The organism is Nocardioides sp. LHG3406-4 (assembly GCF_049897745.1).
Classification (GTDB): domain Bacteria; phylum Actinomycetota; class Actinomycetes; order Propionibacteriales; family Nocardioidaceae; genus Nocardioides.
This window is the reverse complement of record NZ_JAFCWV010000005.1, coordinates 311,545-330,687: the sequence shown is the minus strand read 5'-3', so window position 1 is coordinate 330,687 and position 19,143 is coordinate 311,545. Positions and strand designations below refer to the sequence as shown.

At 69.6% G+C, this 19,143-nt stretch carries 18 protein-coding genes; 12 read left to right on the top strand and 6 right to left on the bottom strand.

Annotated features, from left to right (window positions below; genetic code table 11):
• Nucleotides 1-12: 12 nt before the first annotated feature.
• The 10 genes from pcaC to ACP7BP_RS18325 all read left to right on the top strand — a co-directional run bounded on the left by pcaC (nt 13) and on the right by ACP7BP_RS18325 (nt 10,964).
• Complete coding sequence (gene pcaC / locus ACP7BP_RS18370; RefSeq protein ID WP_426246689.1) at nt 13-1,104, top strand: 4-carboxymuconolactone decarboxylase; 1,092 nt, start codon at nt 13-15, stop codon at nt 1,102-1,104.
• Nucleotides 1,105-1,187: 83 nt separating this feature from the next.
• Entirely contained in the window at nt 1,188-1,970 is a 783-nt protein-coding gene (locus ACP7BP_RS18365) for an IclR family transcriptional regulator (protein ID WP_426246688.1), read from the top strand.
• An 85-nt stretch (nt 1,971-2,055) separates the two neighbouring features.
• Nucleotides 2,056-2,961 carry an alpha/beta hydrolase gene (locus ACP7BP_RS18360; protein ID WP_426246687.1) on the top strand — a complete coding sequence of 302 codons (906 nt, stop codon included), beginning with the start codon at nt 2,056-2,058 and terminating at the stop codon, nt 2,959-2,961.
• Nucleotides 2,958-3,605, top strand: a complete 648-nt coding sequence (locus ACP7BP_RS18355) for an ABC transporter permease (RefSeq protein ID WP_426246686.1) — start codon at nt 2,958-2,960, stop codon at nt 3,603-3,605. The genes ACP7BP_RS18360 and ACP7BP_RS18355 overlap by 4 nt, the downstream gene beginning before the upstream one ends.
• Nucleotides 3,598-4,572 (top strand): ABC transporter ATP-binding protein, encoded by a 975-nt coding sequence (locus ACP7BP_RS18350; RefSeq protein ID WP_426246684.1) that lies wholly within the window; start codon nt 3,598-3,600, stop codon nt 4,570-4,572. Before ACP7BP_RS18355 ends, ACP7BP_RS18350 begins: the two co-directional genes overlap by 8 nt.
• Complete coding sequence (locus tag ACP7BP_RS18345) at nt 4,569-5,339, top strand: ABC transporter permease (RefSeq protein WP_426246682.1); 771 nt, start codon at nt 4,569-4,571, stop codon at nt 5,337-5,339. Before ACP7BP_RS18350 ends, ACP7BP_RS18345 begins: the two co-directional genes overlap by 4 nt.
• A gap of 100 nt (nt 5,340-5,439) precedes the next feature.
• The gene (locus ACP7BP_RS18340; protein WP_426246680.1) at nt 5,440-6,399 is read left to right on the top strand and encodes a glycine betaine ABC transporter substrate-binding protein; all 960 of its coding nucleotides are present in this window, start codon (nt 5,440-5,442) and stop codon (nt 6,397-6,399) included.
• On the top strand, nt 6,396-7,244 hold the full coding sequence (locus ACP7BP_RS18335; RefSeq protein ID WP_426246679.1) for a carbon-nitrogen hydrolase family protein: 849 nt from the start codon (nt 6,396-6,398) through the stop codon (nt 7,242-7,244). Before ACP7BP_RS18340 ends, ACP7BP_RS18335 begins: the two co-directional genes overlap by 4 nt.
• Nucleotides 7,244-8,071 (top strand): DUF6282 family protein, encoded by an 828-nt coding sequence (locus tag ACP7BP_RS18330; RefSeq protein ID WP_426246678.1) that lies wholly within the window; start codon nt 7,244-7,246, stop codon nt 8,069-8,071. Before ACP7BP_RS18335 ends, ACP7BP_RS18330 begins: the two co-directional genes overlap by 1 nt.
• 94 nt (nt 8,072-8,165) lie before the next feature.
• Nucleotides 8,166-10,964 (top strand): FAD-binding and (Fe-S)-binding domain-containing protein, encoded by a 2,799-nt coding sequence (locus ACP7BP_RS18325; protein WP_426246676.1) that lies wholly within the window; start codon nt 8,166-8,168, stop codon nt 10,962-10,964.
• A gap of 345 nt (nt 10,965-11,309) precedes the next feature.
• On the opposite strand, the gene ACP7BP_RS18320 is transcribed toward ACP7BP_RS18325, so the two are convergent.
• The 3 genes from ACP7BP_RS18320 to glnA form a co-directional block, all read right to left on the bottom strand.
• The gene (locus ACP7BP_RS18320) at nt 11,310-12,620 is read right to left on the bottom strand and encodes an HNH endonuclease (protein WP_426246674.1); all 1,311 of its coding nucleotides are present in this window, start codon (nt 12,618-12,620) and stop codon (nt 11,310-11,312) included.
• 145 nt (nt 12,621-12,765) lie between these two features.
• Complete coding sequence (locus ACP7BP_RS18315) at nt 12,766-13,515, bottom strand: class I SAM-dependent methyltransferase (RefSeq protein ID WP_426246672.1); 750 nt, start codon at nt 13,513-13,515, stop codon at nt 12,766-12,768.
• 213 nt (nt 13,516-13,728) lie between these two features.
• Nucleotides 13,729-15,147, bottom strand: a complete 1,419-nt coding sequence (glnA, locus tag ACP7BP_RS18310) for a type I glutamate--ammonia ligase (RefSeq protein WP_426246671.1) — start codon at nt 15,145-15,147, stop codon at nt 13,729-13,731.
• 196 nt (nt 15,148-15,343) lie between these two features.
• Between glnA and ACP7BP_RS18305 the strand changes: the two genes are divergently transcribed.
• Together ACP7BP_RS18305 and ACP7BP_RS18300 are read left to right on the top strand one after the other, a co-directional pair.
• Nucleotides 15,344-15,748, top strand: coding sequence for an RDD family protein (locus ACP7BP_RS18305; protein WP_426246669.1), 405 nt, complete (start codon nt 15,344-15,346; stop codon nt 15,746-15,748).
• A gap of 10 nt (nt 15,749-15,758) precedes the next feature.
• Nucleotides 15,759-16,601, top strand: a complete 843-nt coding sequence (locus ACP7BP_RS18300) for a hypothetical protein (RefSeq protein ID WP_426246667.1) — start codon at nt 15,759-15,761, stop codon at nt 16,599-16,601.
• Between the two features lie 10 nt (nt 16,602-16,611).
• On the opposite strand, the gene ACP7BP_RS18295 is transcribed toward ACP7BP_RS18300, so the two are convergent.
• The 3 genes from ACP7BP_RS18295 to lipB are packed head-to-tail and all read right to left on the bottom strand — an operon-like array spanning nt 16,612 to nt 19,090.
• Nucleotides 16,612-17,331 (bottom strand): DUF4191 domain-containing protein, encoded by a 720-nt coding sequence (locus ACP7BP_RS18295; protein ID WP_426246666.1) that lies wholly within the window; start codon nt 17,329-17,331, stop codon nt 16,612-16,614.
• Nucleotides 17,332-17,377: 46 nt separating this feature from the next.
• Nucleotides 17,378-18,307 (bottom strand): lipoyl synthase, encoded by a 930-nt coding sequence (gene lipA / locus ACP7BP_RS18290; protein ID WP_426246665.1) that lies wholly within the window; start codon nt 18,305-18,307, stop codon nt 17,378-17,380.
• Between the two features lie 42 nt (nt 18,308-18,349).
• On the bottom strand, nt 18,350-19,090 hold the full coding sequence (gene lipB, locus ACP7BP_RS18285) for a lipoyl(octanoyl) transferase LipB (protein ID WP_426246664.1): 741 nt from the start codon (nt 19,088-19,090) through the stop codon (nt 18,350-18,352).
• Nucleotides 19,091-19,143: the final 53 nt, after the last annotated feature.

Here is a 19,143-nt window from a genome sequence, read left to right as displayed (position 1 = left end):
CGAGGAGGACGCATGATTCCGGCCGTCACGACAGTCAGGCTGACCGGCGCACACAACCGGGCCGAGCTGCCGCTGCTGGTCCTCGGCCCCAGCCTCGGCACCTCGGCGACGGCGCTGTGGTCGGCCTCCGCCTCGGGGCTCACCGACGCCTTCGACGTGGTGGCCTGGGACCTGCCGGGACACGGCCACAACCGGTGGGTGCACGACGAGCCGTTCACGATGGCCGAGCTGGCGGCCGGTGTGCTGCGCGTGGTCGACACCGTGCTCGAGGAGCGCGGCGAGCTGGGCGGCCCCTTCGCCTATGCCGGCAACTCGGTCGGGGGCGCTGTCGGGCTGCAGCTGATGCTCGACGTGCCTCGCCGGGTCACCGCCGCTGTGCTCCTGTGCACCGGCGCTCGGATCGACGACTCGGCGCTGCTGCACACGCTCGACCGGGCCGAGGGCACCGACTACGTGCAGGTCTGCGCCGCGCTCTCGGAGTTCGACGTACGCAACAGACTGGGGGAGATCGGCGCGCCCGTGCTTGCCGTGGCGGGAGCCGACGACGTCGTGACGCCGCCCGACACGGTGCGCGAGATCGCCGACGGCGTGCAGGACGGCCGATTGGTCGAGCTCGACGGCGTGGCCCACCTCGCCCCCGCCGAGGTGCCCGACGTGGTGACGCGCCTGCTTCGCCACCACCTGCTGGGCGAGCCGCTCGGGGAGGACGAGCAGCAGGACCGCACCCTGCGCGAGGTGTACGACGCGGGCATGGCGGTGCGCCGCGAGGTGCTCGGGGACGCCCACGTCGAACGCGCCACCGCGACCAGCACCGACCTGACAGCGGACTTCCAGCAGCTGATCACCACCTATGCCTGGGGCTCGATCTGGACGCGGCCCGGGCTCGACCGTCGCAGCCGCTCGCTCGTCGCGCTCACCGCGCTGGTCGCCCGCGGGCACCACGAGGAGCTCGCCGTGCACCTGCGCGCGGCCCGCACCAACGGCGTCACGGCCGAGGAGATCAAGGAGCTGCTGCTCCAGACCGCGATCTACTGCGGCGTCCCGGACGCCAACGCGGCGTTCCGGGTCGCCCAGCAGGTGATGGCGGAGGAAGGTCACCGCTAGCGCGTCACGTCGCCGTTGCCGGGCTGTTGCATTACGTGCAACCCGTTGTTGCCGTGCGGACACCAGGCGGGCACGCTGTGGACATGAGCGAGACCTCCGACACAGCAGCGGCGAAACTGGTCGCTCTCCTGGAGGCGATCGCCGACGTCGACTCAGACGCCCGGGACGGGCTGAGCGTGACCGAGCTGGCGCGGGCGCTCAAGCGGGACAAGTCGGTGGTGTCCCGTCAGCTCAAGCCCCTCGTCGAGCTCGGTGTCATCACTCGCACCGAGGACGGTCGGCACTCCATCGGCTGGCGGCTCTTCGCGATCGCAGCCCAGGCCGGGGACCAGCGCCTGCTGCTCTTGGCGCCCCCGGTCATGAGACGCCTCACCCAGCTGGTTCGCGAGCGAGTCCACTTCAGCATCCTTCGCGGAGCCGACGTCTTCACCATCATGTCCGAGAGCCCCCAACGCACCATCCAGGCCGTCGGCTGGGTCGGACGCGTCTCGCCCCTGACGTCCACGTCGTCGGGGCGGGTCCTGCTGTTCGACCGATCCGACGACGACATCCGCGAGCTGTTCAGCCGGCACTTCCCGCGAGGGGAGGGCAGCAACGCCCCTCGCAACGTCGACGAGCTCATCGAACGCGTTCGCGTCGCGCGTGCCGAGGGGTTCGCGTGGGTCGAGAACGAGTTCGACGAGGACCTCACGGCACTGGCGGCGCCGGTGCGCGACATGCGGGGCCACATCGTCGGTGCCCTGAACGTCTCCGCGCCGTCGTACCGCATGCAGGGCGACCGGTCCGCCGCCAGCCGATCGCTCATCGGGGCCGCCACTCACCTCAGCAGCCTGCTCGCATCTCCAGGAGGAGAGACCACCGCGTAACACCACGAGCGACTGACGCTCTCGTTGCATTCCCACGTCGACCTCGTCGAGGTCGAGTTCCGATAACCCATGAGAAGGATCAAGCATGCCCAACAGCCCCCTCCCGTTCTTCAGCAACGGCCATCGGCTCGACGCCGACCTCCACCTGCCCGACGATGACGGCCGGGGTGCGCCCTACCCGATCGTCATCGCGGCCAGCGGCTACCAGGGACTCAAAGTCATCCACCCCGAGCGTTTCGCTCGAGCGCTCACCCCGCTGGGGTACGCCGTGCTGGCCTTCGACTACCGCGGGTTCGGCCTCAGCGAAGGTGAGCGTGGGCGCCTCGTCCCGCAGGAATGGGTACTCGACGTCCGCGCCGCCGTGGATCGCGTCAGTGCCCACCCCGGGCTCGACGCTGACCGGATCGCCCTGGTCGGATGGGGTCTCGGTGGTGGCGTCGTCGTCGCCGAAGCCGCTGAGGACCCGCGTGTCAAGGTGGTCGCGAGCTGCAACGGAATCGCGGACGGGTATCGATCCACGCGCAAGATGCACGACGAGGCCTCCTGGAGCGACCTGCTTGCCCGGATCGAGTCCGACCGTGGGCACCGCAGCGAGCACGGCAGGTCCGAGATCACCTCGCCCTGGGACATCGTGCGACTCGACCTCGACGACCGGACCGACGGCTATGTCGGCGAGGAGCTCTACAAGGCGCCGGGATTCGGCGCCGGCGTCAACCTGGAGTCCGCCGACTACCTGCTGCGCTTCCGTCCCGCCGACTATGCCGCTCGGTTGGTCGATCAGCCGTTGCTCGTCGTCCATGGTGAGGACAACCAGCTCCACAAGCTCGAGGAAGGACAAGATCTCCACGCAGCGGCAGGCGGCAAGAAGCACCTCGAGGTCCTCGAGGGCAAGGGCCACACCGAGTGGATGTTCGATGAGGACCCCACCTTCAAGCAGATGACGTCGGTGATCGACGGATTCTTCCGCGAAGGCCTCGGTCTACGGCAATGAGCTTCGCCGACTACGTGGCGAACAACGCCGAGCGCCTGACCTTCCTGACGATCCAGCACGTCCAGGTGGTCCTGATCTCGGTGGCCCTCGCCACCGTCCTGGCGATCGCCATCGCTGCCGCGACCGAGCAGATGCCGCGGGCGCGACGCGGCGCCCTCTCGGTGTCCGGAACGCTGCTGACGATCCCCTCGTTCGCGCTGTTCGGGTTGATGATCCCCGTGTTCGGCCTAGGCGTCGTACCCACGATCCTGGCGCTGACGACCTACGCGGTCTTCCCGATCCTGCGCAACACCGTCACCGGTCTGGAGGGCGTCGACGCGAGCGTGGTCGACGCGGCTCGCGGCATGGGCATGGGGACGTGGCGAAGGCTGATGGTCGTGCGACTGCCGCTGGCCTGGCCGGTCATCCTCAACGGCATCCGGGTCGCCACGATCATGGTCGTCGCCATCGCAGCCATCGGCGCCGCGGTCAGGGGGCCCGGCCTCGGCGAGCTCATCTTCCGCGGTCTGGCACGCATCGGGGGCGCGAACGCGCTCAACGAAGTCCTCAGCGGTGTCCTGGGCGTCATCGCGCTCGCGCTCGCCCTCGACATCGCATTCCTCATCATCGCCAAACTGACCACCCCGCGAGGTCTCAATGTCTGACACCCAACCCATGATCAGCCTGCGCCAGGTCTGCAAGCGGTATCCCGGCACCACGAACGACGCCGTGATGCCGCTGGACATGGACATCGGCAAGGGTGAGTTCGTGGTCCTCGTCGGCCCTTCCGGCTGCGGCAAGACCACCACCCTGCGAATGATCAACCGGCTCGTCGAACCCACATCCGGGGAGATCTGGATCGACGACGTGGACGTCACGCGCTCGGAGCCGGACGACTTGCGGCGGCACATCGGGTACGTCATCCAGCAGGTCGGACTGATTCCGCACATGACGATCGAGCAGAACGTCGGTCTGGTCCCGCGCATGCTCGGCTGGCCCAAGGCACGGATCAAGGAGCGCTCGAGCGAGCTCCTCGAGCTTGTCGGCCTCGACCCCGACAAGCATGCCCGCCGCTATCCGAAGCAGCTCTCCGGCGGGCAGCAACAGCGGGTAGGCGTGGCTCGCGCCTTGGCGGCGGACCCGCCCATCATGCTGATGGACGAGCCGTTCGGCGCCATCGATCCGGTCACCCGGGAGCGACTGCAGGAGGAGTTCCTCCGGCTGCAGGAGCGGATCAAGAAGACCATCGTCTTCGTCACCCACGACATCGACGAGGCGCTCAAGCTGGGCGATCGGATCGCGATCTTCGCCGAGGGCAGTCGCCTGGCACAGTTCGCCACCCCGCTGGAGATCCTGACGCATCCGGCCGACGACTTCGTCCGCTCCTTCATCGGCGAGGGTGCCGCGATCCGACGCCTGGCTCTTCTGCGGGTGGGCGACCTCGACCTGACGCCCGACAGCATCGACGGAGCGGTTCCGGTCGACCGGGTGCACACCGTGGCCCAGGCACTCGAACGAGCGCTGCAGGCCAATGCGGCGGGCGTGGACGTGCCCGGAGTCGGTCCGGTCTCGGTCCAGTCCCTGATGCTGGCGACCGCGGTCGCCCGGCTGACGGATCAGGTGTCGAGATGAGCTCCACGGCGACCCAGGAGGCCACGACCTCCGACAGGCTGGGGTCCGACACCACCCGCACCACCTGGGTGCTGCCCGTTCTGGCAGTCACCCTCGCCGTGGGGCAGCTCATCTGGATCCGCACCTCTGATCTGGACTCGATCGAGACCCGAAGCCTCACCAACGGCGTCGTCCTCAACAACCTCCGCGAGCACGTCGTACTAGTCGCGGCCTCCACGGCGGTCGTGGTGCTGATCGCGATCCCCGCCGGCATCCTGTTGAGCAGGCCGGCAGCCCGATGGCTCCGCCCTCCGGTCCTTCTCGTGGCCAACGCTGGGCAGGCCGTCCCGTCGATCGGGATCCTCGTGCTGCTTGCGCTCATCTACGGCGTCGGGTTCCACATGGCGGTGGTGGCGCTGGTCGTGTATGCCCTTCTTCCGATCCTCCGCAACACCATCATCGGTCTGCAACAGGTCGACCCGTTCGTCATCGACGCGGCACGTGGGATGGGCATGGGCAAGAACGAGATCCTGCGACGGGTCGAGCTGCCCCTCGCGGTCCCCGTGATGCTCGCCGGCCTGCGCGTCTCCCTCATTCTGAACGTCGGTGTGGCGACGCTCGCGACGTACACCAACGCAGGCGGACTGGGTGACCTGATCGAGCGCGGCATCGTCCTCAACCGCATGCCCATCCTCATCACCGGCTGCGTCCTGACGATCGCGCTGGCGCTCATGGTCGACTGGCTGGCTGGCCTGGCAGAGAGGGCACTGCGCCCCAAGGGGCTGTGAACAACTGCTCCCGTCCTGGAGTCGCACCACCACGGACGCAGCACGACCACGGGGACATCTCGAGCACCAACACAACTGCGCAACACAACCAGGAGGAACAATGAGGCTCACGAGCATCACAGTCATGGTCGCCGGGGTGGCCCTGCTCGCAGGCTGCTCCCTGGGGGAGTCGGCTCCCAGCGACGTGGAAGCCGGTTCCCTCGCCGAGGGCGTCGACCTCGAAGGCGCCCAGCTCACCGTCGGCGGCAAGGAGTTCACCGAGCAACTCGTGCTGTGTGAGCTCACCGCTCAGGCCCTCGAGTCCGCTGGGGCGACGGTCGACCGCAGCTGCGGAATGTCGGGATCAAGCTCGGTCAGGTCGGCTCTCGAGAGCGGCGATGTCGACCTGTACTGGGAGTACACCGGGACCGGGTGGGTCAATCACCTCGGTGAGTCCGAGCTGATCAGCGACCCCCAGGAGCTGTACACGCGGCTCGACGAGTCGGACCGCGAGAAGAACGGACTCGCCTGGCTTGAGCCGGCGCCGGCCAACAACACCTATGCCATGGCCGTGGCCACCGAGACGGCCGACGAGCTGAGTCTGTCCACGCTCTCCGACTATGCCGAGCTTGCCGGCACGGATCCCGAGCAGGCGAGCTTCTGCGGTGCCGCTGAGTTCTTCGGCCGGGACGACGGGTGGACCGGACTCCAGAAGGCGTATCACTTCCAGGTTCCGGACTCCGCCGTCTCGGAGCTGGCCGCCGGCGCTGTCTACAGCTCCATCGACAAGGGCCGACCCTGCGCCTTCGGGGAGGTGTTCGCCACGGACGGTCGCATCGCGGCCCTGGGCCTGACCGTGCTCGAGGACGATCTGAAGTTCTTCCCGATCTACAACCCGTCGGTCAGCATCAACGCCAAGGTGCTCGAGGCCGACCCCGGCATCGAGGAGGTTCTCGCACCCATCGCCGAAGCGCTCGACAACGAGACCCTCCAGGAGCTCAACGGCAAGGTCGACGTCGACGGTGAGACCCCGGAGCAGGTCGCGAACGACTGGCTGGTCAGCGAAGGCTTCGTGAAGTGACTGTGCCCGGCGACGACCACCAGCCGACCCGGATGAGGGTCCGGTTGCTGCAGACCGACCCGGGCCTCGGTGACGTCGCCGGCAACCTGCGTCACCTGTCAGAGCTGGTGGCAGCCGAACCGGACGTCGACCTCGTCGTCACCCCGGAGCTGGCGACCCACGGGTATCACCTGAGCGAGCTCGAGGCCGTCGAGGCCATCGCGAGCGACGCCCCAGCACTCCTCGCGCTCGGCGATCACGGGCCCACCGTGATCGCCGGGTTCGCGGAGCAGTCCGGGCCCGATGTCCACAACAGCGCCGTCATCACGGGCGGCGGCCAGGTGGTCGTGCAGCGGAAGATCTCGCTACCGCACTACCGGCAGTGGGTCGAGCGGCGTCACTTCCGACCCGGCGACGCCACGGCGGTGCACACCGTCGCAGGGGCACAGGTGGCGGTGCTGATCTGCAACGACATGTGGCAACCGCCGCTACCGTGGCTGGCCGCCCAGGCGGGCGCGGAGGTGCTCGTCGTGCCGGTCAACAGTGTCGAGTCGAACGTGGGGAGCCCGACCGCGGATGTGTGGGACGTGATCCTGCGCCATGCGGCCCTGACGCTGCAGGCGTTCGTGGTGTTCGTGAACCGGTCCGGTGTCGAAGCCGGCTCGCAGTTCTGGGGCGGCTCACGCGTGGTGGCGCCCGACGGACGGGTCATCGCCCAGCTCGGAGCGGAGGTGGGCGCGCTCACCGTGGAGCTCGACCTGGAGTGGCTTCGGCGCCTGCGCGCCGAGTGGCCGCTGCTCGCTGATCCGCCCATGCACGTGGTTGCGGAGACCGCCGCCCGGCTCGCGTCCGAACGCGGTCGCTGATGTTCGACAGCCACGTCCATGCCGCGCCCGACGTCCTTCCGCGCATCGGCGATGACGCCACCATCGCCGGCGCCTTCGAGACCTCGGGGCACACGGGCTTCGTGTTGAAGGCTCACTACGAGTCCACGGTCGGGCGTGCTCACGCCGTCGCCACCGCGACCGGCCTGGACGTGTTCGGCGGCATCGCGCTCAACCAGCACGTCGGGGGAGTCAACCCCACCGCAGTGGCAGCCGCGCTGGGGACCGGTGGACGAGTGGTCTGGATGCCTACAGCCGACGCCCACACACAGAGGGCTGCGGGTCTGCCCGCGCTGTGCCTGCACGAGCCCAGGCTGGGGTCGCACAGCTACGCGATCCCACCGGTGGACCCGTCAGCCGCCGCGGCGGTCGATCTGGTGCTCGACCTCATCGTCGAGCACGACGCCGTGCTGGCCACGGGCCACCTCAGCGAAGCCGAGTGTCGCTGGTTGGCTGCGCGGGCCGGCGACAAGGGCGTCACCCGGCTGCTGTTCACCCACCCGTCCTACACGGTGCCAGGGATCCAGCCGGCCGGGGTGCGCCATCTCGCCCGGATCGGTGGCCACATCGAGATCACGGCGTACCAGCTCTTGCACCAACCGCAGTGCACGCCAGCGTTGCTCGCGCGCGTGGCCGAGGCCGCGGGGGCGAAGCTCGTGCTGTCCTCGGACGGAGGCCAGCCCGACTCGCCGATGCCGCCGGAAGCGGTGACGCAACTCATCGACGTGCTGGCAGGGGAGGGTCTCGACCGCGGATGGTTGAAGGCGGCGGCCGCAGAGGTGCCGCACGAGCTGTTCGCTCCCGCATGACTACTGTCGCAGCTGCGCGGCGGCGAAACACGACGCGACCAACATCATCGACGGCCCTGCTCCACGCGCTGTCCCCTCGTCAGGAGGTTCACCGATGAGTACCGGGCCGAAGGCACGTGACGCCGCCAGTGGCGGCGCCGTCACCAGCACCGACCTCCTCGCCGAGCTGCGGCGCCGCGGGGTCACCGACGCGGACGACTCGACCTTGACGCGTGCGCTCTACTCCAGCGACGCCTCGCTCTACCGGGTCCTGCCGCAGGCGGTCGTGCGGCCCCGAGACGCCGACGATCTGCTCGCGGTCGTCGACGTCGCGCGTGCCACCGGCGTGCCGCTCACCATGCGCGGGGCCGGCACCTCGATCGCCGGCAACGCGATCGGCCGCGGCCTGGTGGTCGACACCGTCAAGCACCTGAACCGGGTTCTGTCGGTCGACCCGGAGACCCGCACCGCGGTGGTGCAACCGGGCGTGGTCCACGCCACCCTGCAGCGCGCGGCGGCGCCGTACGGGCTGCGCTTCGGGCCGGACCCCTCGACGCACACCCGCTGCACCATCGGCGGGATGATCGGCAACAACGCCTGCGGCTCGCGGGCGCTCGGCTACGGCCGAACCTCCGACAACATCGTGGCGGTCGACCCCGTCTGGGGCTCGGCGGCGGACGACGTACCCGCCCGCCTCGCCGCCCTGGCCGACGACCACCTCGGCCACCTGCGTACGACGTTCGGCAGGTTCTCCCGCCAGGTCAGCGGCTACTCCCTGGAGCACCTGCTGCCCGAGCGCCGTTCGGTGGACCGGTTCCTCGCCGGCACGGAGGGCACGCTGGCGGTCGTCCGTCAGGCGACCGTGCGGCTGGTCGAGGAGGTCCCGCGCCAGCTGGTCGTCCTCGGCTACCCGTCGATGGTCGAGGCCGCGGACGCGGTGCCCGCGATCCTCGCCGCCGCCGGTCGTCCGACCGACGCCTCGGTCGGAGTCGAGCGGGGCGGGCTGGTCGCCTGCGAGGGCCTCGACGCCCGGATCCTCGACCTGGTCCGCGCACGAGGAGGATCGGTGCCGGCACTGCCGCGCGGTGCCGGCTGGCTCTTCGTCGAGGTGAGCGACCCCGGACTGCTCGCGCCGATCGTGGCCGCCGCCCAGCCCCTGGAGTCGCGGGTCGTCGACTCCGCCGCCGAGGCCGCTGCTCTGTGGCGCATCCGCGAGGACGGCGCCGGACTGGCCGCCCGGTCGTTGAGTCGCCCCGCCCACGCTGGGTGGGAGGACGCGGCCGTCCCGCCGGAGCACCTCGGTGCCTGGCTCAGGGACTTCGACGTCCTGCTCCAGGAGCACGACCTCGACGGCGTGCCCTACGGCCACTTCGGGGACGGCTGTGTCCACGTGCGGATCGACTTCACCTTCGGTGACGGCGGGGCCCGGTTCCGGGAGTTCCTCGTCGCGTGCGCCACCCGCCTCCGGGAGTACGGCGGGTCACTCTCCGGCGAGCACGGCGACGGACGCGCGCGCTCCGAGCTGCTGCCGCTCATGTACGACGAGCAGTCGCTGCGGCTCTTCGCGGCTGTCAAGGCCATCTGCGACCCCGACGGCATGCTCAACCCCGGTGTGCTGGTCGACCCTGAACCACTCGACGCGGACCTGCGCCCCGAGCGGCCGCGCGCCCGCGGTGCGCGCCCCGCGCTGCGGTTCATCCACGACGGCGGCTCGATGGCCGACGCCGTACACCGATGCACCGGCGTCGGCAAGTGCGTCGTCCCCTCGCTGCCCGGGGCGGGTGTGATGTGCCCGTCCTACCTCGCCACACGCGACGAGAAGGACTCCACCCGCGGGCGGTCCCGCGTGCTGCAGGAGGCGCTGGACGGATCGCTGGTCCGGGGGCTGAAGGACCCGGCCGTCCACGAGGCGCTCGACCTCTGCCTCTCCTGCAAGGGGTGCTCCTCGGACTGCCCGACCGGGGTCGACATGGCGACCTACAAGTCCGAGACGCTGCACCAGACCTACGCCGGCCGTCGTCGACCGCTGACCCACTACACACTCGGCCGGTTGCCGATGTGGGCCCGGCTCGCTGCGCCGGTCGCACCGGGGTTGAACCGCATCCTGCGATGGAGGCCGTTGGCGGCCATGGCTCGCGCGGGGGCGGGGCTCGATCAGCGCCGCTCCATCCCGCGCTTCGCCGACCGCACGTTGCGTCGCTCGGTCGAGCGGGTCGAGGCACCAGACGTGTGGCTCTGGGCGGACTCCTTCACCAACCACTTCCTCCCAGAGAGCGCACTGGCGGCGATCCGGGTGGTGGAGTCTGCCGGGCTCCGCGTCGGGGTGATCCCCGAGGTGGCCTGCTGCGGGCTGACCTGGATCACGACCGGTCAGCTGGACAAGGCCCGGTCGATCGCCGCACGGACGGTGGCCAACCTGGCGCCGTACGTCGAGAGCGGCGTCCCCGTCCTGGGCATCGAGCCCTCCTGCGTGGCTACCCTTCGCAGCGACCTCGTGGAGCTGGTCGACGATCCTCGGGCGGCCACGGTCGGGGGTGGGGTGCTCACGTTTGCCGAGCTCGTCGAGCGTCTGGACGTGGCGCTGCCGGACCTCTCCGGTGTCGAGGTCGTCGCCCAGCCGCACTGTCACCAGTCGTCGGTGCTCGGCTGGGCAGCAGACCAGCAGCTGCTGGAGCGAGCCGGTGCGAAGGTCACCCGGGTCCCGGGCTGCTGCGGCCTGGCGGGCAACTGGGGCGTGGAGAAGGGGCACTACGAGGCCTCCCTAGCTGTCGCGGAGACCCACTTGCTGCCGGCTGTGCGAGCCAACCCCGACGCGATCGTGCTCGCCGATGGGATGTCGTGCAAGATCCAGCTCGACGACCTCGCCGACGTCCCTGCCCTCCACCTGGCCGAGCTCCTCGCCAGCAGGTTGTGATTCGAAGGGTGCCGACGAGAAGCGGCCGGGACGACTGACGGAGCGGTCGGATCCCACTGACACTCAGCGCAGCAGCGCGAGCCGCTCCGCATCCGGCGCGTCCAGCAGCGGTGCGAAGACGTGCGCAGCCGCCGGAGGTGCGCACCTCCAGGGCACGGTGGCCGGTTGTCCACGAGACCTCCGAACACTGCATTCGCCGCGCGAAACGCACGTAACTCGCTTGTCGACTCCGCTGTGAACCGACATCGAGTGTCAGGGTGTCGGGCGTGTCGCTAGGTCGGCGCGATGTCTCTGCACCCCAGCGGCCCCACCGACGCGGTGTCGGCGGGGTGTGGGGCGTGGTGGTCAACCCGGTTCGGTGCCAGCGGGGTCGCGGTCGTAGGTGTGGCCGTGGGGGCTGGTCCAGGTGTACGCCGCGGGGCCGGTGCGCACATAGGTCCAGGCCGAATGGGTCTTGAGGCGGTGGTGTCTCCGGCACAGGGCGGCCAGGTTCGCAGTGCTTGTGGGGCCGCCGTGTTCCCGGGGGACGATGTGGTCGAGGTCGCAGCCCCGGGCGGGTCTCGTGCACCACGGGAACACACACGTCTGGTCGCGGAGGATCACCTGCTCGCGCAGCCGAGGTGAGGGCTGGTAGCCCTCGCACACGATGGGTTCGTTGAGGTCGAGGACCGGCTTGATGACCACTTGGGTGTGCGAGCGGGTGCACCAGTGCCGGACCTGGTCGAGGGTGGTCAGGGTGCCGGGCTCGAGGCGGGCGACCGGGTCGTCCTCGGTCAGGTGCACGTGCAGGACCACCTGCCGGGCCGGTGCGGGTGGGGTGCCTTGGTTTCGAGACGGTTGCTGCGCAACCTCCTCAACCGGCGGCGACGCGGCCAGGTCGAGCGACAGCTGCGTGCGCGCGAGCTCTCCGACCGCGGCGGCCCGCCGGGCATCGAGGGACTCCTCGGATCCGAGTGCCTTCAACACGTCGGCGCCGTGGGTGACGGCGGCGGAGAAGTCGAGGGCGTCGGCGAGGTCGAGCTCGGCGGTGACCCGCATGGTGCCCGCGAAGGACACCTGCTGGTCCTCGATGGTCACATGCCGGCTCTCTGCGCCGCGGGCAGCTTCGGCGGCGGCACGCTGAGGTTCGAACCGGGCGACCGCGGCATCGACCAACCTGTCCACGGCCGAAACCGTGGTGCGGTGCGCGAACGGCGCCAGTTGGGTGTCGACGTACCCCGCCGCCTCCCGCGACAACCCTGTGTGGATGGTGGTCTCCGCGATCCGCCTGGCCCGCCACGCCGGGAGGTCACCGGCCTGGACCCGGCGCCACAACCTGGGCAGCCGGTGCCGCAGCTCGAGGGCTTGGCCGATCAGCTGCTTCGTCGCGGTGGTGGACAGGCCGAGGACGGCACCGAACTCGGGAATGCAGAGCTCCGCGACCAGTGGTGCACCCGGGCCGGCGACCGGCTCCTCGTGCTCACCCCCACCCGGGACCGTGAACGCGGCCGCGTCCGACACCGACTCGGCGGGGTGCAGGTCGGCCCACTCACAGGCTGCGACCAGCAGCTCCGCCTCCGCCCGGTCGGCCACCTGCCGGCGGGAACGGGCGAACGCCAGCACCGCGGCTGCGGTGTCGGGAAGCTCGCTCGTGGTGATCGCCGTACGAGAAGCCAACCAGGGACCACCGACATTTCGGCGCCCCGATTCCGGGCGGCTGTGCATACCCGGGCGGTCTTGGTTTCGAGGCTCGTCGCTGCGCTCCTCGCACCTCAACCAGCGACCTCCTCGCACCTCAATCAGCCTCGCTGGCGGCACCCAGTCAAGGTCGGGAGGCGCTGAGCGACCAAGCACAGGAGTCGAACCAGACGCCCTCGCCGGTGTCGTGGGCGTCCAGCAGGACCAGCAGCCGTTCGAGGGCGCGAGCCCTCCCCGTTTCGTCCAGATCGGCGACCAGATCCTCGGCCATCCCCAGTCCTGAGAGGGCGTCGAGGGCTCCGGCCGCGTCCGGGCCGTAGTAGATGGGCTCGCGTACCTCGGTGATCTCGACGGCGGTGAATCCGGCAGCGGTCAGCAGACCGGCCGCGACTGCGGGGTCACCCAGCGAGAAGGCAGCACGGGTGAGCCCAGCCGGCGACATCTGGCTGTCACTGCCGGCCAGCGCCTGTCGGATCGCACCGAACCACTCCTGGCGGTGGTGGGGCTGCCACACGAGCTGCACCAGCCGCGCCCCCGGCCGCAGTGCCCTCCCGATGTTGGCGAACGCCGCGACCGGGTCGGCGAAAAACATCGTGCCGAACCGGCTGAGCCCCACGGTGAAGTGCCGCGGAGCGAAGGGGTGCACCTGGGCATCGCTCAGCTCGAAGCTGACGTTGCGGAGGCCTTCCGCCTCGCTCAGCTGGCGGGCGCGCTCCACCATCGGATGGGACACGTCCACGCCGAGCGCGCTTCCCGAGGTCGCCGCTCGGGCGGCGTCCCGCGTGGTCTGCCCCGTACCGCAGCCGATGTCGAGCACCCGATCACTGGACCCCACATCCGCGGCTGCTCGCAGCCGCACGTGGTAACGGCTCAACTCGGCGTCGTAGTCGAACACTCGGTGACCCCCGGATCCCGTCGAACCAACTGGTCTTGGCGACGCTAAGCCCCCGCCGACATCGTGAAAAGCGATAGTTCGCGATCGACCCAGCACACGGCACACGCCGCCGAGCGACCAGGAGGTCACCCGACGGCGTGTGCTCAGCTCAGTGCGTCGCGGGTCGTCCCACGACGGCAGCGGGCGGACCGGTCACAGGTCGTAGTAGAGCTCGAACTCGTGCGGGTGCGGCCGCAGCGCGACGGGCTGGATCTCCTGGGTCCGCTTGAAGTCGATCCACGTCTCGATCAGGTCGGGGGTGAAGACGCCACCCTCGAGCAGGAAGTCGTGGTCGGCCTCGAGCGAGTTGAGCACGGCGTCGAGCGAGGCGGGCACGGTCGGGATGTCGGCGTGCTCGTCGGGCGGAAGCTCGTAGAGGTCCTTGTCGACGGGCTCGTGCGGCTCGATCTTGTTCTTGATGCCGTCGATGCCGGCCAGCAGCATCGCCGAGAAGGCGAGGTAGGGGTTGGCCGACGGGTCGGGGCAGCGGAACTCGATGCGCTTGGCCTTCGGGTTCGAGCCGGTGATCGGGATGCGGATGCAGGCAGAGCGGTTGCGCTGGCTGTAGACCAGGTTGACGGGGGCCTCGAAGCCGGGCACCAGCCGGTGGTAGGAGTTCACCGTCGGGTTGGTGAACGCCAGCAGCGAGGGCGCGTGCTTGAGCAGGCCGCCGATGTAGTAGCGCGCCATGTCGGACAGGCCGGCGTACCCGGTCTCGTCGAAGAAGAGCGGCTCGCCGTCGTTCCAGATCGACTGGTGGCAGTGCATCCCGGAGCCGTTGTCGCCGAAGATCGGCTTCGGCATGAAGGTCGCGGTCTTGCCGTTGCGCCACGCGACGTTCTTGACGAGGTACTTGAACTTCATGACGTCGTCGGCGCTCTTGAGCAGCTCGTCGAAGCGCCAGTTGATCTCCGCCTGACCGGCAGTGCCGACCTCGTGGTGGGCGCGCTCGACGTGCAGGCCGGTCTTCTCCATCTCGATCACGATCTCGTCGCGGAGGTCGCCGAAGTGGTCGTAGGGGGCGACGGGGAAGTAGCCGCCCTTGTACTTGACCTTGTAGCCGCGGTTGTTGTCCTCGGAGCCGCTGTTCCAAGCGCCTGCCTCGGAGTCGATGTGGTAGAAGCCCGCGTTCTGCTTGGTCTCGAAGCGCACCGAGTCGAAGACGTAGAACTCCGCCTCGGAGGCGAAGTACGCCGTGTCACCGATGCCGGTCGACGTGAGGTAGGCCTGCGCCTTCTTGGCGATGTTGCGCGGGTCGCGCGAGTAGGCCTCACCGGTGAGCGGGTCGTGCACGAAGAAGTTGACGACCAGCGTCTTCGCCGCGCGGAACGGGTCGAGGTACGCCGTGGTCGGGTCCGGGAAGAGCGCCATGTCGGACTCGTGGATGGCCTGGAAGCCGCGCACCGAGGACCCGTCGAAGTTCAGACCGTCGTCGAAGACCGTCTGGTCGAACGAGGAGACGGGCACGGTGAAGTGCTGCATCACGCCCGGCAGGTCACAGAAACGCACGTCGACCATCTCGACGCCCTCGTCCCTGACGTACTTCAGCAGCTCGTCGCTGTTTGCGAACATTCGTGTCCTCCTTGGCCGGGGATCTCGTCCTCGACCGGGTGCGGGTCTGTCAGCGGGTTCAGGACCGGGTGCGGCGCTGCACCAAATCTCTGTGAACCTACGCAGGGGCAGTTTCTTGACCGTATCCCGATTGTTTCGCCCGTGTAACAGATGCCCAGCTCGCGAGCCGCTCGGCGCCACCGCCTAGCCTGACCGTGTGCCTGACCATGTGATCGAGACCGCCTCCTGGGCCCGACGGATGCTGGCGCTGGTCGTCGACTGGTTCGCCTCCACACTCGTCGTGGTCGTGCTGATCGGCCCCGGTGGGTGGAGCGACGACCGACTGTCCGGCTTCTACACGATGGGGGTCTACGTCATCGAGGCCACGATGCTCACCACCTGGGCCGGTGGCTCGTTCGGCAAGCTCGTGACCCGGCTGCGGGTCGTGCGGTACGACGGAAGCGGCCGGCCGGTCGGCGTACTCCAGGCACTGCTGCGCAACGTGCTGGTCTGCCTGGTCGTCCCTCCGCTCGTCTTCCGGCCGGACGGCCGCGGACTGCACGACCTGGCCGCGGGCACCGTCTCGGTGCCGCTCCGAGCCGTGTCGGGAACCGCCCGGTAGCCTCGATCCCATGAGGACCTCACACTTCCGGCGCCTGGCCCTGGCCGGCGCCACGCTCCCGTTCGCACTCGCCGCACTCACCGCGTGCGGCTCCGACGACCCCGAGCCCGCCTCCGACGCGGCCTCCGACTCCGCCTCGCCCAGCGCCACCGCCGAGAGCAGCGAGTCGCCCGCGACCGACGCGCCCCCGGCCGGCGAGGAGGTCGACCCGGCGGACTTCGTCGCCGACTACAAGGCGGCCTTCTCGAAGGAGTCGACCGCCCACATGACCATGACGACCGAGGGCCAGGCATCCTTCGGCGCCGAGGGCGACATCGACTACTCCACGACCCCGCCGTCCATGACCATGACCATGTCCGACCCGGCGTCGGGCCAGAAGCTCGACCTGCGGCTGGTCGAAGGCACCTTCTACATGTCGATGCCCGGCAGCGACAAGTTCTACAGCTTCGACCTCGACGACCCCAGCAACCCCCTGGGCGGCGACTTCACCAAGCAGCTCGACCCGGCGACCGCGTTCGACAAGTTCGAGGGCGCCATCTCGTCGGTGACGTTCGTCGGTGAGGAGGACGTCGAGGGCGAGCAGATGCGCCACTACTCGCTCGTCGCCGACGGCGAGAAGGTGTCCGGCGGCCTGGCCAGCGACGCGCCCGAGGGTGTGCTGCCCAAGGAGCTCAAGTACGACGTGTGGCTCGACGGCGACGGCTTCTTCCGCAAGATGACCAGCGACCTCGGTGAGGCCGGTCAGCTGACGATGAACGTCGACGACTGGGGCAAGGACGTCAAGATCGAGGCGCCGAGCAAGGACCAGGTCACCACCATGCCGGGCATGCCGACCATGAGCCCCGCCGGCTGATCGGTTCGCGTCAGCGGCCGCGCATGTTGCCGCGCATCCCCTTCATCGAAGTGGGCATCGGCCCCTTCGGGAGGGGGATGTTCGAGCGGTTGGCGTCAAGCGCCTTGAGCCGGTTCAAGATGTCGGTCATCTCGGCCGGCTTGACGCCCTTGCCGAGCTTGGTGACGTGCCGCACCAGCTTCGTCAGGGGCACCTGACCCTCGCCGTTGCCGCACACGACCTCGTGGATCGGGGCGTCGGCGACGACGCGCTCGTGCTTGCGGCGCTCGGTGAGCATCAGGTTCTTCAACCGGCTGGGGCTGTTGCCCTCGCCGACCAGGATGATCCCGGGCGGGCCCACCACGCGGTGCACGACGTCCTGCTGCTTGGTGAACCCCACGACCGGGTCGACCTTCCAGCCACGGCGGAGCATCTGGAGCGCGGCGGCGGCGGCGCCCGGCTGGCCCTCCATCTGGGAGTACGCCGCCCGCTGGGCACGGCGACCGAAGACGATGAGGGCACCGAGCAGTCCGAGCAGGAGGGCGCTGACGATGCTGAGCACCAGCGACAGGGCACCCGATCCGGGCAGGAGCCACAGGATCGTGAAGCCGACGGCCGCTCCCACCACGAACGTGCCGAGGATCCACCAGGGCAGCGCCCGGTCGGTCTTGTGCGCCATCCGGTAGGTCTGGGCGAACTGCTTGCGCCGGCTCAACTTCTCGGGTGCCGCCGGGGTGCTGGGCGTGGACATGCGTGGCCTTCTGTCGTGGTCGAGCGAATGTGAACCTGGGTCGCGCTCAGGCAGACGCGCGGGACTCCAAGGCCTGACGGTACAACCGGCCGGCTCGGTACGACGAACGCACCAGCGGACCGGACATCACGCCGGAGAAGCCGATCTCGTCGGCCTCGTCCTTCAGCTCGATGAACTCCTCGGGCTTCACCCAGCGCTCGACCGGGTGGTGGCGCAGCGACGGCCGGAGGTACTGGGTGATGGTGATCAGCTCGCAGCCGGCGGAGTGCAGGTCGACCAGCGCCTGGCTGATCTCCTCGCGCGTCTCGCCCATGCCGAGGATCAGGTTGGACTTGGTGACCAGGCCGAAGTCGCGGGCCTGGGTGATGACGTCGAGTGAGCGCTCGTAGCGGAACGCCGGCCGGATCCGCTTGAAGATCCGCGGCACGGTCTCGACGTTGTGGGCCAGCACCTCCGGACGCGACTCGAACACCTCGCGCAGCAGGTCGGGCTTGCCGTTGAAGTCGGGGATCAGGTTCTCGACGCCGGTGTCGGGGTTGAGCTCGTGGATGGCGCGCACCGCCTCGGCGTACAGCCAGGCGCCGCCGTCATCGAGGTCGTCGCGCGCGACGCCGGTGATGGTGGCGTAGCGCAGCTGCATCTTCTGCACCGACTCGGCGACGCGACGAGGCTCGTCGCGGTCCAGGGGCAGTGGCTTGCCGGTGTCGATCTGGCAGAAGTCGCAACGACGGGTGCACTGGTCACCGCCGATGAGGAACGTCGCCTCGCGGTCCTCCCAGCACTCGAAGATGTTGGGACAGCCGGCCTCCTGGCACACCGTGTGCAGGCCCTCGGACTTCACGAGGTTCTGGAGGGCGGTGTACTCCGGGCCCATCTTCGCCCGCGTCTTGATCCACTCGGGCTTGCGTTCGATGGGGGTCTCCGCGTTGCGGACCTCGAGGCGGAGCAGCTTTCGGCCTTCGGGAGCTAGCGTCACCCCGCCACTCTACGCGGGGCCCCGAGGGGCCCCAACTCGCCCTCAGACGCCCTGCGGCGTGCTGAGCCCGACCAGCTCGATGCGAGGTGTTCGCCCCGGCTCGGGGCGGGCGTCGTAGTCGGGCGTCGGGGTGTACGGCGTCCAGTCGAGGTAGTGGCGCAGGTGCTCCTCGACCGCAGGGAGCGCCTCGGCGGTGGTGACGTCGCGACCCAGCTCGGCGCTGAGCGAGGTGACGCCGGCGTCAGCGATGCCGCAGGGAACGAAGCGGTCGTACCACCCGAGGTCCACGTCGCAGTTGAGGGCGAAGCCGTGCATGGTCACGCCGCGGCTGACCCGGATGCCCAGGGCGGCGACCTTGCGCTCGGGGCCGCGGCTGTCGGCTCTCAGCCAGACACCGCTCCGCCCAGGGATGCGCGCAGTGGTGACGCCGAGGTCGGCGCACGCGCGGATCAGCGCCTCCTCCACACGACGTACGTAGTCGACGACCTGAACGTGGTCGGGGAGCCTCACGATGGGGTAGCCGACCAGCTGGCCCGGGCCGTGGAAGGTGATCTTGCCGCCGCGGTCGACGTCGATGACCGGTGTCCCGCCGGGATCGGCCGGGCGCTCGTCGTCGGCGGTGCGCTTGCCGGCGGTGAAGACGGGCGGGTGCTCCAGGACGAGCACGGTGTCGGGCGACTCGCCCGCCACGACGCGGGCGTGCACCTCGCGCTGGAGGTCCCATGCGGCCAGGTAGTCGACGGCCTCGTCGCCCAGGCCGGCGACTCGCAGATCGAAGGGCATGTCGTCGACCCTACCCCTGGGAATGGGGCCTGTGGATGACGCCCACCACAGGT